Raw genomic sequence first — 15,703 nt, 5'->3', positions numbered from 1 at the left:
ATTTCGTAACTTCGTGCCCGAAATTCGAGTAATAACAAATATAATATAACATGAGAAAAACATTATCTATGGCTGCAATCATTTTACTTGTGGCATCTTGCGGAAAGACGAACGATAACCCGCTGTTGGCGGACTTCGCCACACCCCACCAGACGCCCCCTTTTGACAAGATCAAAGCGGAGCATTACGAACCCGCTTTTGACGCTGCCATCGAGGAAGCACAACGGGATATCGACCGCATCGCCAACTCGAAAGAAGCGCCGACATTCGAGAATACCATCGTGGCACTGGACGGTGCCGGCAAGCGGTTGGGTGACGTGGCGGGTATATTTTTCAACCTGAACGCCTGCCTGACGGACAGCGTGATGCAGGATATCGCACAGAACGTATCGCCCAAACTCACCGCTCACGGCAACGCCATATACATGAACCCCGCTCTTTTCGCCCGCGTGAAACAAGTACACGAACAGAAAGAGAAGTTGAATCTTAACACGGAACAAACGACCTTGCTGGAGAACACGTGGAAAGCGTTTATCGACGGCGGCGCAAATCTCGAAGGCGATGCCAAGGAACGGTTCAAGGAAATATCCGTGGAACTGTCGAAACTAAGCCTCACGTTCGATAAAAACGAACTGGCGGAAACCAATGATTTCGAGTTGCACGTGACCGATGCGAAAGACCTCGCGGGACTTCCCGACGGAGTGAAGGAAATGGCAGCCATGACCGCCAAACAGCGCGGCAAAGAAGGCTGGATATTCACCCTCCACTACCCTAGCATGGGACCTTTCATGAAATACGCCGACAATCGCGACCTGCGCAAGAAGATGTACCGTGCCAACGCCTCCCGTGCATACCGCAACAACGAGCATAACAACGAGGAAGTGGTAAAACGTATCGCGGCGCTACGACTGGAAAAAGCGAAATTACTGGGATACCCGACCTACGCCGACTATGCCCTCACCGACCGGATGGCAAACACCCCGACTATCGTGAATAACTTTATCGATCAATTGCACGAGGCATCGCACCGCCACGCGCTGCAAGATAAAGCGGAAGTGGAAACTTACGCCCGCGCCAAGGGGTTGAAAGGTGAATTGCAACGTTGGGATTGGGCATACTATTCCAATAAATTGATGCAAGAGAAATACGCTCTCGATGACGAGATGTTGCGCCCCTATTTCAAACTGGAAAACGTGCAACGGGGTGTATTCGACCTCGCTACCCGTCTTTACGGTATCACGTTCAAGGAAGTGACTAATATTCCGCTCTACCACCCCGAGGTGAAGACTTACGAGGTTTACGATAATGACGGCTCGTTCCTCGCCGTGCTTTACACGGACTTTTTCCCGCGGGCAAGCAAGGGCGGCGGTGCATGGATGACAGCTTTCCGCGGGCAAAAGATGGTAGACGGCAAAGACCAGCGTCCTCTCGTGTCACTCGTGATGAACTTCACGCAACCCACAGACACGCTGCCGTCACTCTTGACCTTCAACGAGGTAACCACTTTCCTCCACGAGTTCGGACATGCCTTACACGGCATCTTCGGCAAATGTACTTACGGTTCGACTTCCATGGACGGGGTATCCCGTGACTTCGTGGAATTGCCCTCGCAATTCATGGAAAACTATGCGCTTGAAAAAGAGTGGCTGGACACATGGGCAACCCACTACCAGACCGGGGAAACCATCCCGCAGGAATATATCGACAAGATCAAACGTTCGTCCAATTTCCAGTCGGGATACGCCAGCGAACGCCAGTTGAGTTTCGGAATGGTGGATATGGCATGGCACACGATCACCGCTCCTGTTACCGAGCCTCTCGTTGACTTCGAGCAACGTGCCATGGGACGCACGGAGATTATGCCTATCGTGAAAGGTACCGCGTTCTGTCCCGCCTTCGGCCATATCTTTGCCGGTGGATACGCTGCCGGTTACTACGGTTACAAATGGGCAGAGGTACTTGATGCCGACGCATTCGCGCATTTCAAACAACACGGTATTTTCGACCGTGCCACTGCCGAATCGTTCCGCCGTGAAGTACTGGAAAAAGGTGCTTCCGAGAACCCGATGACACTCTACAAGCGTTTCCGCGGTCAAGAACCGACGGTTGATGCTTTGCTGGAACGTAGCGGACTGAATTAAGTTAAAAAATAAGAACTAAAAGCTAAAAGTATATTCCTATTCTCAACTTTTAGCTTTTAGTTTTTACCTTTCCTCCTCTACCCGCAATAATAATATTTCTCTACCAATTCCTCCACGGAGATATCCTCGTTTTTGAGTTGTTCACGGAGATCAGCATCGTTGAATTTCCGAAGCGAGGCGATCAGACCATCAATCAGAGCGGGAGCGAACACGCCATATTCCTCGTAAACGGTGCGCTGTTGTTCAAGACAGAGTGCCGACTCGTGACAAGAAGTAGGTAGATGGCTCAACCTATCAGCTATCGCCTTGTTGGCATCGTCGAAAATATTCACGTCCACGTAACGCTCACGGGCATATTGTAAAGCATTTTTCATCTCGAAACCGTGGCGGGCGGCAACGGCGAGTCCGGCAATCAAAAGATAAACGTCTGCCGAACCGTCCGGACAACGAAATTCCACCGTTTGTTTGTTACTGTAATCATGTTCTTCCACGCGTTCCAGCGGGTTGGCATCACGCATCATGTGTGTCGCCCCGCTAGTCCAACCGAGCGGTACGCGCACGAGCACGGAACGATTGCGATCTCCCCAGCAGATATTCGTGGGCGCCTCTTGATGAGGCACCAGCCGAAGATACGACGTCGGGTTCGTGTTCCCGAAAGCGGTCAACGAAGGCGCAAGCTCAAGATACCCGGCAATCGCCTTCAAGGCATTGTCCGTCAACTTACCGTTTTCTACCATGGCGTTTTTGCCGTCCTTGCTCAAACGGGTGTGGATGTGCAAACCGCTACCGGCTTTACCCACGGTAATTTTCGGGGCAAATGTCAAGTCTACCCCGTACTCGTGTGCCAGCGTGCGGAGTATCCATTTGGCAATTATCAACTGATCGGCGGCGTCTTCCATACGGGTAGGCAGGAACTCGATCTCGTTCTGTTCGTACGACTGGCAGTCAAGCGTGAAATTACCCACCTCGGAATGCCCGTACTTGATCAATCCCCCGGTAGAAGCGATGTACTTCATTGCCAACTCGCGCAACTCCTGACCTTTGCAGAAAGGCATCGACTCGTGATACCCGCGCTGGTCAGGTATATCGAAATAACTCTCCACCTCGGTTACCACGTAGTATTCCAACTCTCCCATCACCTCGTATTCCATACCCGTTACCTGCCGTAACGCCTCGTGAGCCTTGCGCATGGTGTACTCGGGCGACATTTCGAGAGGTTTGCCGTCCTTCGTGTAAAAACTGCAAAGAATATCTACCGCCGGGATCTGGCTGAAAGGGTTGAGGAACGCCGTGCGATAGCGGGGCAACACGTAGAGGTCGCTCGAACCCGCCTCTATATAAGGGAAAAGACTCGATCCGTCCACTCGTTCGCCACAAGTAAGGATATTGTCAAGATGCTCGATACTGTTAATAATAAAGTTTAATGTCTTCAATCGTCCGTCCGCCCCGGGGTAGCGGAAGTTTATCATCTCTATATCATTCTCTCTCACGTAACGAATGATGTCCTCCTTGGTAAAATTCTTCGGTTCTTTTTGTAGATACCGCGCCAGAACGTGCGGGTTCAACGAGTAATCAGGGTTCATAAATATATAATTTAGAAATTAAAATTCAGAATAAAAAATGAAAAGAGCGGTCGCGGGATCACGACAACTTTACCCGGGAAGTAACGTCAGAAAAAGTAATCAGGGTTCATGTACTCTCTTCTAGTTTACAATTCTTGTTCGTTCCAAATATACAAAAAAGTTTATAAAGTTCATAAGATTTACAAGCTTATGTCATGTTATAAACTTTATTAACCTTATGAACTTTATAAACCTTATAAACTCATTTATCCAGTTCATTCAACGCGAAAGCATACGCCCCGAAAGCGATTGCCTTGCTTGTACCCAATCTCGTTATCACCACGGCAGCACGTTTCACGGGATCGTAATCCACCGTTTCCGTCGTACCCGGAATGATAATCTGCCGGGTCGTCGGGGCAAGAAATGCCTCACGATCCGCCGGGTCATCCAAGAAGAAAGCCTTCATTTCCATGCGATCGACCGGGGAGCCGTCATACATGCACAAACTTCCGTTCAACTCCCGCATGACGGCAGGCATCAGATACTTATGAGCCGCGATAATACCGCCACCGATCACGACAACACCGTCAATCACAGCGTTCATCGAGGCGATAGCTTCCCCGAGCACTTCCCCGGAACGGGCGAAAGCCTCACGTGCCGCCTCCGCATCCCCGTCAAGCGTACCCTCGGCAATATCGAATATATCTTTCGGTGTCAAATCACGTGTGTCGCCCGACAAACGAGCGTATCCCCGCCGAATAGCCCGTATGGAGATACCCTCCTCCACGCCGTAACGGGGTTCCCGCTTGTCACGCAGTACCCATACCTCGGCGGCAGCACCATTATCCCCGAGAAACAGTTCCCGATCCCGCACGACACCACCCCCGAACCCGGTTCCCAGCGTGATGCCGATCAGATTCTTGTACACCTTGTTTTTGCCCGCTTCCTGCAATATCCGGTTCACCTCCGGCAAGGCTCCCGCCAACGCCTCCCCGTAAGCGAAAAGATCACCGTCATTATTAATAAACACGGGTATACCAAACTCCCGTTCCAAAAAGGCTTTTAACGCCACTCCCCCTTGAAATGCCGGCAAATTTTTCAAATCACCGATAATCCCGTTCACGTAATCCGCCGGGCCGGGAAAAGCAAAACTGATTGCCACGGGAGCTTCCGGCAACTTCTCCTTGATTGCGGAGAACCCCGTGACCATCGTCGCAAGGCATTTATCCAAATCCCCCCCGTTGGAAGGCAACGTGAGCGGCGTCACGATTTCCGCGTTGGACTGTATGGCAGAGAACACGAAATTCGTACCCCCGGCATCCAACGTCATCACTATTCTTTTATCAAACTGGTACATAACTTTCTATATTTATGATTTAAGACTGACGATTTATGACTACAACATGAGAATCGAAAATCATAAATCGTCAATCAAAAATTATTTAGTTTTTATCCCGAACGAGCAGTAAAGCAGGTAGCAGAGGCAACCGAGGATCACGAAAAGCGACCCAGCCTGACTACCGAGCAGGTCGGTAAGATATCCCATAAGCGGCGGCACCACGGCTCCCCCGAAGATTCCGGTAACCATAAGACCCGATATTTCGTTCGCTTTCTCCGGACGTGCTTGAATAGCCATGGAGAACACGAGCGAGAATATACTGGAACAGGTGAAACCTATCAAGGCGATCAAAGCGAGGATAGCGTATTGTCCGCTGACAAAGAATAACACGAGCAATCCGGCAATAGCCACGAGGATATTCACCCGGAAATACTTGTTACCCGCCACGCGTGCCAACAAGAACGTACCGATAAACGCACCGATAGTACGGAATGCGAAATAAGTGCTCGGACCCACTGCGGACTCGATCTCGGTAAAACCGCATCGTTCTATCAATAACTTGGGAGCAACCATATTCGTACCCACGTCGACACCTACCACGAACACGATTCCGAGAAACAGCAGGAAAATCGTCCTGTCCTTCAACAACCCGAACGTCGCACCCCATGAAGACGCTTGTTCCGGAGCCTCTTCCCGGATATGCACCGCCATAAGCCAGAACGTCGACAAGAGTGTCAATCCCGCAAATATCGGGAACAGATACTGCCAATTCCCCAGTACGGAAGCGGCAAAAGCAGCGATAAAAGGTCCGCAGAACGAGGAAACCGCTTTAAGTACTTGTCCCGCCGTGAGCGAACTGGCAAGCACATTACCTTTAACGACATTTGTCAAAAGCGGGTTTAACGACACTTGCAGGATCGTGTTACCGATTCCCAAAAGGGCAAACGCCACGAAACAGGTAATCATGTTGTAATCGACGAAAGGAATCAACATTCCCACGATAGTAATAAACATACTCACCAACACAGTTCGTTTCCGCCCGATACGGTTCATCAGTATTGCCGCGGGGACAGCCAGCAACAAAAACCACAGGAACACCATAGAGGGAAGAAAATTCGCCACCGTTTCACTCAATTGAAAATCTTTCTTTACAAAACCGACGGAAATTCCCACCACGTCACAAAATCCCATGATGAAGAACCCGAATAACACAGGCAATAAAGCCTTTACACTAACAGACTTTTCTTTCATAATATATAAATTAACACATACAAAATTCCACAAAAGAGGCGTCTAATGTACGGAATTCAATTGAAAGTTGAAACAAGAGAGCCTCGAAAAGAGATGTCGTTTTCTCGTTTTCAATTTTCAATTAATTTCGTCATGAGATAAGCGGGACCGAAATACTCGGATTCCTCCCTTTCCCGGGCGACATATCCCATCTTCTCGTAAAAACCGACAGCCGTAAGACTTGCCGACAAATGCAGCACGTGAATATTCCGCTCCAAGGCGACCTCTTCCGCGTGTCGCATCAACCGCTCGCCAATCCCCTGCCCGTGAGCATCCGGCGCCACGTAAAGGGCACATACCTCATCCCCCTCCAACCCGACAGTACCCGACACGACACCATTCACCTCCGCCACGAACATGACACGTCCGGCGGTCAACTCCCGCAGGTACGCCGGAGAAAACAAACGACACATGTAATCAATCACCGCACCGTCATAATCCCGGCTATTCACCTCCACGAGATTTTTCCTAATCAAACGGGACACCGCTTCCGCGTCCTCTACATCAAAAGCGCATATATTTATCTGCATCATTTCCGGTTCATCACGTTCATAATCTGTGTACCCAATCCCACGCGATACCCTCTTGACACGAAAGCCACTTCTCCCTTGTCATTCACGAGAACTACTAACGGAAGATTATCCGTGTCACGGAGTTGCAATCCTTCTGCCAGACGCCGGAGCAACTTCCCGTCGCTGTCATGCCCCCAGCGTATCACCGCGGGGAACGGACGAAAATCGGAAGGACGGAATTTTTGCAAGTTATCCTTATCTTTAAACACGACATAGAGCGGGACACCCAATCGTTCCAACTCGTCCTTTATACTGCCCATGTCACGCAACAGATGATTGGTCGGTTCCTTATCGGCTTCCACCACCGCGATAGCCGTGTAGCCTTGCCGGGGCAAAAATATGTCCCTCGGTGACATTGCCCCCTCCGGCGTGAACGCCAAGGGCAACGCAACGTGTCCCGCCAACTCCACCCGTTCCGTCACGGGAAGAATCCGCAACTCGACATCAGTCTGTTCACCCGCTTCCACGCGAAAGGTTGTCAATCCCGCCATCACCGCCCCATCACTCCGTCTATTACCGGTAGAGAGCGTGTAATAACCCGCTTCCAGTTCCACGGGAGCGGCGAATATCTTACTGTAAGAAGCGCCTGCCCCCATATCGACATCGGCATTACTTCCCAAGTCAATCACGCGTACCCCGCCGTTCTCGAGCTTCCCGATCGTGAAGTTCAAGAAATATTTCGGGTCCCCGACAGGAGCACCGGGGTAATAGAGCATAAGTTTCCCTTTCGGCATGGCTTGGTCCGAGGCAAAATTCACCGTGTACCACATATCGTCCAGACAACATTCCGCCTTACCGGAAACTGCCCCCAATCTAGCCGGAATCCCCACCGTACGGCAAAGCGCCACGAAGAAAATATCCCGGGAAAGCCCATCAGTCACTCCCGCCCTCAAAACCCCGACAGGCGGGGTAGCCACCTTGGCGGGATAGTTCACGATTCGCGTTCGCTCGATATATCGCAACAACCGTTCCGCCATAGCACGTCGCCCGAGAGTATCCTCGCCCGAGAGTACCCCTTCACGTGCCAACGCCGCCCGAATCGGTTGCCGGAAAGCCGTTATCAATTCATTCTGAACCCGCGGGTTCAACACGTAGTCCCGGAAAAGGGCATCCTCCTCGAAATCCCTCGTCCCTTCCAAATGGTCGAGCCACACGTCAGCGGGGGTATCCTGCAAATCTTTCTCCGCCACGACATCCAGCAGCGCCATCGCCCGTTCCTTATCCCCCGACAAGCGGAACAAGCGTTCTATCTCCCGGTAATTGCCTCGCGCAACATTTATATACCGGGCAAAACGAGCGGTGTCGACGCCCAATTCCGTCGCCACGCGGTACGCCTCTCTGGGTGTCATAAAAGTGGCAACATAAGCATCCCGGATAGAATCCTCGCACACGAAACGACAATCGTTTTCGGCTCTCTCCCCCGCCGAAGTCAACGCCTCGATATCCCGCTGCACGGGCGGAACCAACTCAAATTCAGCGGAGAAGAGTTCCCCCTCCCGCTTATCCAATGTCACCACGAGCGTGTCCCGTTCGTTCACGGGGAACCGCACCACCCCGAAGCGAGCGTCCCGACTTGCCCAAACCACGACATCCCCCACTCCCAACGTCAGGTGCGTTTCTCCCCGCGCATCGGAATGGAGCGTCACCACTGGATAGAACTCCCCGTAATTAAATATCTTGTATTCCACTTTAGCGTTTTCCACGGGATTCCCCGCCGTGTCTTTCACCTGCACCACGGTTCTCGCCGCACGAGTGTAACGGGAAGTCACGTTTACAGCCGAACTGTTCTCGTTCATCGACACGCTCTCCTCGTCTCCCTCGTATTTCCCGAACACTTCCGCCTCCACGTACATCGCTCGCTGCACGGGCAAGGTAAACCACGCAATATTCAACCTCGGTTCCGGCTCGCATGCCCCCAAGTACTTCCATTCCCCGTCTATCCAAACCTCTATCCACGCGTGATTATCATCGCAATGCGCCCAACGGGGCGTGTATATCTGCCGCGCGGGAATCCCCACTGCACGCAATGCCGCCAGAGCGAACACGGACTCTTCCCCGCACCGCCCGTAAGCCCGCTGCCTCGTGGCAAGAGGCGAAGACGTGCGCGCATTCGTCGGTCGATAAATCACGTTCTCGTGACACCAGTGATTCACCTCCAACGCCGCCCGCTCCATGTTCCCGCAAGCGGCAACCCGTTCTTTCAGTTCATTGAAAAACACTGCCCTTGCCGTATCAAGATTCTCTTTACCTCCCCGCACCGGAAGCACGAAATGCCGGAAAATATGTTCCGGTATCGTTTCTCCCCACGGCATCTCTTCACGTGCCCGAAATGCCAGACGCACGTTGTCAAGCAAGAACTCCCCGCCCGACAAGGAAATATCAATGAGCGGCGAATAAGCGTAGAGGAAAGTCAACGCCTCCCGCTCCGCAAGAGTCATTTCGGTATTAAACACGTCGAACAGTACCGTGTCAGCCTCCCCGAACACGGCTTTTTTCTGTTGAAAATCGACCTCTACCATTTCACGGTAGACGGCATCGGTTATAAAATGTTCTTCCCTCTCACAAGCGCACACCAGCAACGTGAACAGGTAAACGACAACAATTTGTTTCATGGTATTTCTATTTAACATTTCAAAGTTAAGAAAAAGTTCCGTGGATGCAACATTTTTCACACACGAACGCTCAATCCGATTCTTTTTCACGTTTTCAATATATTACAACTACCCAATGTAGACAACAAAAAAGAGTAGCGTCATATTTTTTCGCACATATTACGGGAAATCAATATTCTTTTATACATTTGCACCCATTTAATACAAATATTTATGCAATAAATGAAACCCACATCTAACACGCTATATCATATATCCGCTTTCCTTATCATCTCTATCTGGGGAGTCACGTTCGTGTCCACGAAAGTACTGTTAAATAACGGACTGACACCGGTTGAAATTATGCTATACCGCTTCGCCATCGCATACATTCTTCTTTGCGTGCTGGAACATCGCCGTTTGTGGGCAAACAGCGTGAAAAATGAATTATTATTCATAGCTTCCGGTATCACAGGCGGTTCACTCTATTTCGTGACAGAGAATATCGCCATCGACTACACGCTGGCATCCAACGTGTCAATCATACTATGCACGGCACCGATCCTGACCGCCTTACTGTCACGCGTGTTTATCCGGGGGGAAAAACTGAAGAAATCATTTGCGTGGGGGTCCCTCGTGGCTCTCGCGGGAGTGGTGCTTGTCGTTTTCAACGGGAGCATCGTGCTGCAAGTAAAACCGATCGGGGATTTACTCACACTTGCCGCCGCATTGTGCTGGGCGTTCTACACGATTATACTGAAAAAACTGGATACTTACCCGACAGTGTTTATCACCCGTAAAGTGTTTTTCTACGGGCTGGTCACGTTACTACCCATGTTCCACTTCTACCCGTTACACTGGAACGCAGAACTTTTTGCCTTGCCGCAAGTATGGGGCAACCTCTTGTTCCTGGGGATTATCGCTTCTTTTATCTGCTTCATCGCGTGGAACAAGACCGTGAAGGTGCTGGGAGGCATCCGGGCAAACAATTACATCTACCTTACCCCGCTTGTCACGCTTATCGCTTCCGCCATCGTCCTGCACGAGCATATCACGTTTATCGCCATCGGGGGAGCCTTGTTGATTATCTGCGGGGTGTATGTCGCGGAAAAGGGATTCCCGAGATTCAGGAGAAGATGACATTAATAGAGCATAATTTATTCCGACTTCTCCCGGAACTATAGTTATACTCGGTTACAAGGTGAAAAAATTGGACGTTGGAATGGTATTCCAGCTCCTCCTCTGTTTATAGAGGGAGAGCTGGAATACTCCTTGCACAACAATAAAACAATTAAAAGAATACTATCACGAGATTATTTACTCCCGGATAAAAGCCTTGCCAACAACTCTTTCAATTCGTCGCTTTTTACATTCCGGGCGATCACCCGGTTATTTTCATCCACGAGCAAGGTGGTCGGCAGCAGGTACACGCCATACATCTCGGATATTACTTTTGCTTTGTCGGCATCCAAGTCAGAGACTTGCACCCACGGCAAAGCATCCTGTTCCACGGCATTCAACCACGCCTCCCGTTTCCGGTCGACGGAGTAACTGATGGCGTCGAACCCCTTCGCGTGATATTGCTCGTAAAGCGGCTTGATCAATTGATTTTCCTCCCGGCAAATCCCACAATTGGAAGCCCAGAAGTCGATCAATTTCACCTTGCATTTGATATCATACAAGGATACTTCTTTACCATCAGGAGTTCGGGAGGTGAAGTTCGGCACGGTAGCCCCTATCGCGATCTTTCCCAGTTTCGGGAGCAATTCCTGAATGTATTTCCCCGGTTTCGTCGCTTTCAGTTCATCACTACACAGGTCGAAACGGGCTTTCACGTCATCCGCGGTCATCCCTAGTGCCTTTTGGGAAAGGTCGTACAAGGCGAAGAAAGTATTCCCGTGGTCTATCAAGAATTGAGCCTGCTTTGTTTCCGAGTCCAGAACCAATACCCGCGTTCTTTCCGTCATTTCCTTCATCGCCGATGTATCTCCCCGCTGGAAAGCACGCATCATTTCCTCCTGCATCCCCGCGTATTTATCCGAGAGTCCAAGACCTATCTTGGCGTATTCCAAACTCAGGCGTTGCGTTTCGCCCCCGCCTTCCACTACCGGGATTTGTCCCGACCGGAAAGTAACCGTGAAAGTTGCCCCGTTCTCGAGATATGCCATAGAACCCATCCCTCCTTCCACGGACACGTACACGGGCGTGATCTCGTCCACGCTTCCTTTCATCGTAAACTTGCCATCCCGAATATCCACCGCTTGCAATGTATCTGAAATGTCCTTATCGATAATGCGGATCGCGTACGCTTTTCCACCCACCTGTCCACCTACCGAACCATTCACGACGTACCCGCCGGAATCGCTGCAGCCGGCAATGATAGCACCCGCGAGAATTAACAAATACAATATTTGTTTCATGATCATTTTATCTTTTTGTTAAATAGATAATTAACCAACCTCTCCCGAACTTTCGGAAGTTCGTTCGCACCGGAAGCCCTTACAAGAATCCGGTTATCCTCGTCCACGAGCACCAGGTAAGGGACTCCAAGGAAACCATAAGATTTCACTAAAGGAGAATCCGCACCGGCTCCCTTCAGATCCGATCCCTGTGTCCAAGGCATCTTCTCGTCCTCCAACGCCTTTAGCCAATACCCTTTTTTATCATCCAACGAAATACTCACGATCTCGAAACCATGATTATGAAATTCCTCGTACATCCTTTTCAGTTCCGGGATCATTGCCCGGCAAGGGCTACACCACGATGCCCAGAAATCGATCAATTTGGCTTTCGCGTTCACCGAGTGGAGCGTGAACTCTTTACCCTCGGGTGTTTGCACCGTGAAATTCGGGGCCTGTTTGCCGATACCCGCCTTCTCTTGAATATCAATCCATTTCGCGATGTTCCTTCCGGAAAAACTATTCCGGTATACGGGACTAAACTTGGCGTACTCGCTTTTCAGGTCTTCCAACGATAATTTCCCCGCGTATTGAGCCAAATTCTCGATACCCAAGTAGCTGTCGGCATACTCGCGCATGAAAGCATTCTCTTTCATGGATCTGATTGAACTCAACGAATCGATATAAACTTGTAATTCGCGATAACGGGCGTCTGACGGGGATAAACTTAAAAATTCATCTCCCACTTTTCCAATCTCTTCACAACATTCCCGCCCGAAGCGATGAAATTCACTCGATATTCGCTGGGGCTCACCCCCGCCTTTCACGAGGCTCAATTCGATGTTCCCCGGGTAAATGTCCACCTCGTAATTCGCGTTCTCCAGAAAAATCGGCAAGGCACCAACGGTTCCGGAACTCAGTGTCAGCAACACCGGGGTTACTTCCGAACAACTTCCCCGGAATTCAAAAACACCGTCGACCACTTGGGTTCGGGCTATCGTGTCATTCATGTTATTCGATACCGTGATCAAATAAGCTGTTACGTTGCCGATTTCCTTGGGTACACGACCTGTCAGGTTGTATTTTGTTGGTGGCGTACAGCCAACGCAACCGAGGAACAATATCCATATTAAATATTTCATATCTTTCAAGATTATTTATTATCCATCACGTCATGAATTTTGTACAGCATAAATTCATAGTGGGCACGCAATTCTCCCGTACTAGCGGGAAGGGCTTTTTCAATCATAGCTTTCGTGCGCAACAACATTTTGTAATAAATATGTTGTACCGGCTCCCGTACTACCCGCAAACTTAAATTCGGATCGAGCGCAAGCGACTGGTCTACCGTATTTCCAAAGCGATCTCCATTCATTTTTGTCCGGGCAACAGCTCCATATAAATCCGTGTCCAATCTCTTTCCGCCCCCTCCTTGAGGTTGGGGCTGTCCCTGCATCATTCTAGGGGGTTGCGGTTGTAGCCCGGAAGACAATAGCATCGTTCCCAACATCGAGAACTGCATGGTTTTTTCGATCCCCGTTAAGCGGGTTTTACCTTGTATCGTCGGTGCCCATACCCGCCGGTTTAATTCCTCTATAAATTCTTCCGCGGTATAGCCTTTACTGCCTTTCTCCTGGGCGAAATAAATCAATTCAGCCCTACCGAACAACTGCGAGAAACAATCCCACACGAACATAAACGTGGGATTATCCGCCAGTTCTATTTTCTCCTCGAGGTCTTTTTGCCTGAAGGTAGGAATTTCCCGCATCCACTCGAACATTAAATCAATGTATTTCTTCTCTTCCGCCTTGGTCGCGAAATCATAGCTCACTCCATCTTCTCCCAGGTTATAACGGAATCCCCCCACGTGTGACAAGACCATCCGGATTTTGAAACCGACGCCATTAAATAAACCTCTCATCAACCCTGCCCGTTCGCTATAATCTTTATCATCACGCGAGTACCAGGAATCCAGATTCTCCAAAGCATATTTCAAGCGTTCCATGTAACATTTCATGGATCTCACATGGTCGTTTCCCAATATTCCCGGGGTAGAAGACGGGTCAAAATACAAGCCGCTCGGGTAACCGAAAGAACAAGCCGGATTGTTCTTTTCCCTGGCAATCCATTCATCCAATACCGGCACTTCTTCCTCCGGGGTGGAGGCTTCATATATCGGCGTGTACAACCATTTTACCATATACTTGTCCCCTTCCCCGATAGCCTTCGGAATCAAGCGGACTCCTTTCGCCACGTCATCCTCGCTAGCGATATAATTATATGTGATATAATACCCCATGATGGAAGGTGACAGCCCGTATTTCCGGGTAAAGGAAGGGGAGCGCAGGGAATCCAAGGGATACGTACTGTCCGGTCGGGCATTACTCGTGAACCCCAAACAATTGCCGACCAGTTGGCTGATATACGCCTTCAATATCCCGTAACGCACGTCTTCCGGCAATTCACCATTCGTGCGGGCAGCCGGGTCGGAAGCCATCATCGAAACCTTGTATAGATCGGATAAAGCTTTCAGGCATCCCCCGCGTATCATGATAGAACTATTCAATATTTCACCACTTCTCATATCGATATGCAACGAATTCTGAAGATCATTAGACCAACTCGGCACGTAGCGTATCACGGAATTCGCGATATCAAAGGCACTGAACCCGGGATCATTTTTGGGAAATTCCACGACACGGATCACGTTTTTGAATCCGGCAGCCTCAAACGCCTCGTTCCAAGCCTCTGCGCCATCTTTTATTGCCTTTTTCCAGTCTTGGGGCATGAGGGTATCCATGTAAAACACGATCGGTTTTTTCGGTTCCACCAATTGCCCGGCACGATAGGCCGCCTCATCGGAAGGTTCGATTCTCCTGCGCAAGGTATACACTTTCCGGCGGAAACCTTCGTCGTTAGCCGAAATAGCTTTTCTAGGCAATTTAGTCGTCCCCACCCGTTCATCCGCTATACGGGGTTTCATCACTTCCTCCGGCATCATCACGAGAATACGGTCAGCCGTGACAGACACGGGCTTATTTCTCATGTAAACCGTCCCCATGAAAGAGTAATCTACCAAATAGGCATAGTCCCCCGTTACCGCGACATTATTGTCATAAGCCGCTACTTGCACGAGTTTGCTCATTTCCGGACGAAGACGTTGCATACTTTGACCGCTTATCCCCATAATATTGCCATTAAAGGCTGAAAAAGGATTGGTATATTCCGTGTGATCCATAAAGAATTGAGTCATATCCACGACCACGGCACTGCTATCCGGGGTGAAAGCCATCACGGGCATCATTTGCCAGATTCCCGGTTTATGAGCCTCTTCCAAAGCCCCCTCTACCCTCCCGTCACCGGTAAGGTTCAACGGTTCGTCGCCGACCACGGCACGGGCTTCCAGATTATGATTCTCCAGGTAAAACCGCAGGTAAATGAAGTCACCGAATTGCCCCACGGCACAACTCCCGTTATCACTGGTTTCGCGCACTGCCGTGGTTAACATCATATCTTTCTCCAGCAAACTCTTGGGAAATTCCACGTACACCAACTCCCGCCCGTGGTCATTCACGGCATGAATCGTCATCAATCCCTTGGAAGTCCGAACCTTTTTGTCCCGGAACACCTCCTCGTAGGACATTTTCTTTGCCGGCGTACCGAACATTCCCATCGGCTTCTTCTCCCCCTTGCCAGAAGGCTCTTTCACTTCGCCTTTACGCTGCGCCGTGAGTGTTTCTTGACCAACAGCCAATAACAGGAAACAGGCACATAGCGCGTATATAATCTTCTTCATCATATCTGATTTA

General features: G+C 50.1%; 10 protein-coding genes. 2 read left to right on the top strand and 8 right to left on the bottom strand.

Going from position 1 to position 15,703, the window contains the following annotated elements; all coding sequences use genetic code 11:
* Nucleotides 1–50 precede the first annotated feature (50 nt).
* Nucleotides 51–2,141: a M3 family metallopeptidase gene (locus CS948_RS03555; protein WP_255301839.1), complete on the top strand. Its 2,091-nt coding sequence runs from the start codon at nucleotides 51–53 to the stop codon at nucleotides 2,139–2,141.
* Between the two features lie 77 nt (nucleotides 2,142–2,218).
* On the opposite strand, the gene CS948_RS03550 is transcribed toward CS948_RS03555, so the two are convergent.
* The 5 genes from CS948_RS03550 to CS948_RS03530 all read right to left on the bottom strand — a co-directional run bounded on the left by CS948_RS03550 (nucleotide 2,219) and on the right by CS948_RS03530 (nucleotide 9,516).
* Nucleotides 2,219–3,724 carry a glutamine synthetase family protein gene (locus CS948_RS03550; protein ID WP_099290369.1) on the bottom strand — a complete coding sequence of 502 codons (1,506 nt, stop codon included), beginning with the start codon at nucleotides 3,722–3,724 and terminating at the stop codon, nucleotides 2,219–2,221.
* A 241-nt stretch (nucleotides 3,725–3,965) separates the two neighbouring features.
* The gene (locus tag CS948_RS03545) at nucleotides 3,966–5,060 is read right to left on the bottom strand and encodes an ROK family protein (RefSeq protein ID WP_099290368.1); all 1,095 of its coding nucleotides are present in this window, start codon (nucleotides 5,058–5,060) and stop codon (nucleotides 3,966–3,968) included.
* An 81-nt stretch (nucleotides 5,061–5,141) separates the two neighbouring features.
* Nucleotides 5,142–6,293 carry a sugar MFS transporter gene (locus CS948_RS03540; protein WP_099290367.1) on the bottom strand — a complete coding sequence of 384 codons (1,152 nt, stop codon included), beginning with the start codon at nucleotides 6,291–6,293 and terminating at the stop codon, nucleotides 5,142–5,144.
* 110 nt (nucleotides 6,294–6,403) lie between these two features.
* A complete protein-coding gene (locus CS948_RS03535; protein WP_176554899.1) occupies nucleotides 6,404–6,862 on the bottom strand; it encodes a GNAT family N-acetyltransferase in 459 nt (152 codons plus the stop codon).
* Nucleotides 6,862–9,516, bottom strand: coding sequence for a transglutaminase domain-containing protein (locus tag CS948_RS03530; RefSeq protein WP_099290410.1), 2,655 nt, complete (start codon nucleotides 9,514–9,516; stop codon nucleotides 6,862–6,864). The genes CS948_RS03535 and CS948_RS03530 overlap by 1 nt, the downstream gene beginning before the upstream one ends.
* A 222-nt stretch (nucleotides 9,517–9,738) precedes the next feature.
* Between CS948_RS03530 and CS948_RS03525 the strand changes: the two genes are divergently transcribed.
* Nucleotides 9,739–10,635 carry a DMT family transporter gene (locus CS948_RS03525; protein WP_176554898.1) on the top strand — a complete coding sequence of 299 codons (897 nt, stop codon included), beginning with the start codon at nucleotides 9,739–9,741 and terminating at the stop codon, nucleotides 10,633–10,635.
* A gap of 173 nt (nucleotides 10,636–10,808) precedes the next feature.
* On the opposite strand, the gene CS948_RS03520 is transcribed toward CS948_RS03525, so the two are convergent.
* The 3 genes from CS948_RS03520 to CS948_RS03510 are packed head-to-tail and all read right to left on the bottom strand — an operon-like array spanning nucleotide 10,809 to nucleotide 15,690.
* Nucleotides 10,809–11,915 carry a TlpA disulfide reductase family protein gene (locus CS948_RS03520; RefSeq protein WP_176554897.1) on the bottom strand — a complete coding sequence of 369 codons (1,107 nt, stop codon included), beginning with the start codon at nucleotides 11,913–11,915 and terminating at the stop codon, nucleotides 10,809–10,811.
* Nucleotides 11,916–11,917: 2 nt separating this feature from the next.
* Complete coding sequence (locus CS948_RS03515; protein ID WP_099290364.1) at nucleotides 11,918–13,036, bottom strand: AhpC/TSA family protein; 1,119 nt, start codon at nucleotides 13,034–13,036, stop codon at nucleotides 11,918–11,920.
* An 11-nt stretch (nucleotides 13,037–13,047) separates the two neighbouring features.
* The gene (locus CS948_RS03510) at nucleotides 13,048–15,690 is read right to left on the bottom strand and encodes a zinc-dependent metalloprotease (RefSeq protein WP_176554896.1); all 2,643 of its coding nucleotides are present in this window, start codon (nucleotides 15,688–15,690) and stop codon (nucleotides 13,048–13,050) included.
* Nucleotides 15,691–15,703 lie beyond the last annotated feature (13 nt).

The sequence above is a fragment of the Butyricimonas sp. Marseille-P3923 genome (genome assembly GCF_900184685.1).
In the GTDB taxonomy this organism is placed as follows: domain Bacteria; phylum Bacteroidota; class Bacteroidia; order Bacteroidales; family Marinifilaceae; genus Butyricimonas; species Butyricimonas muris.
The sequence above is the reverse complement of the archived record's forward strand: the minus strand, read 5'-3'. Positions and strand labels throughout refer to the sequence as shown.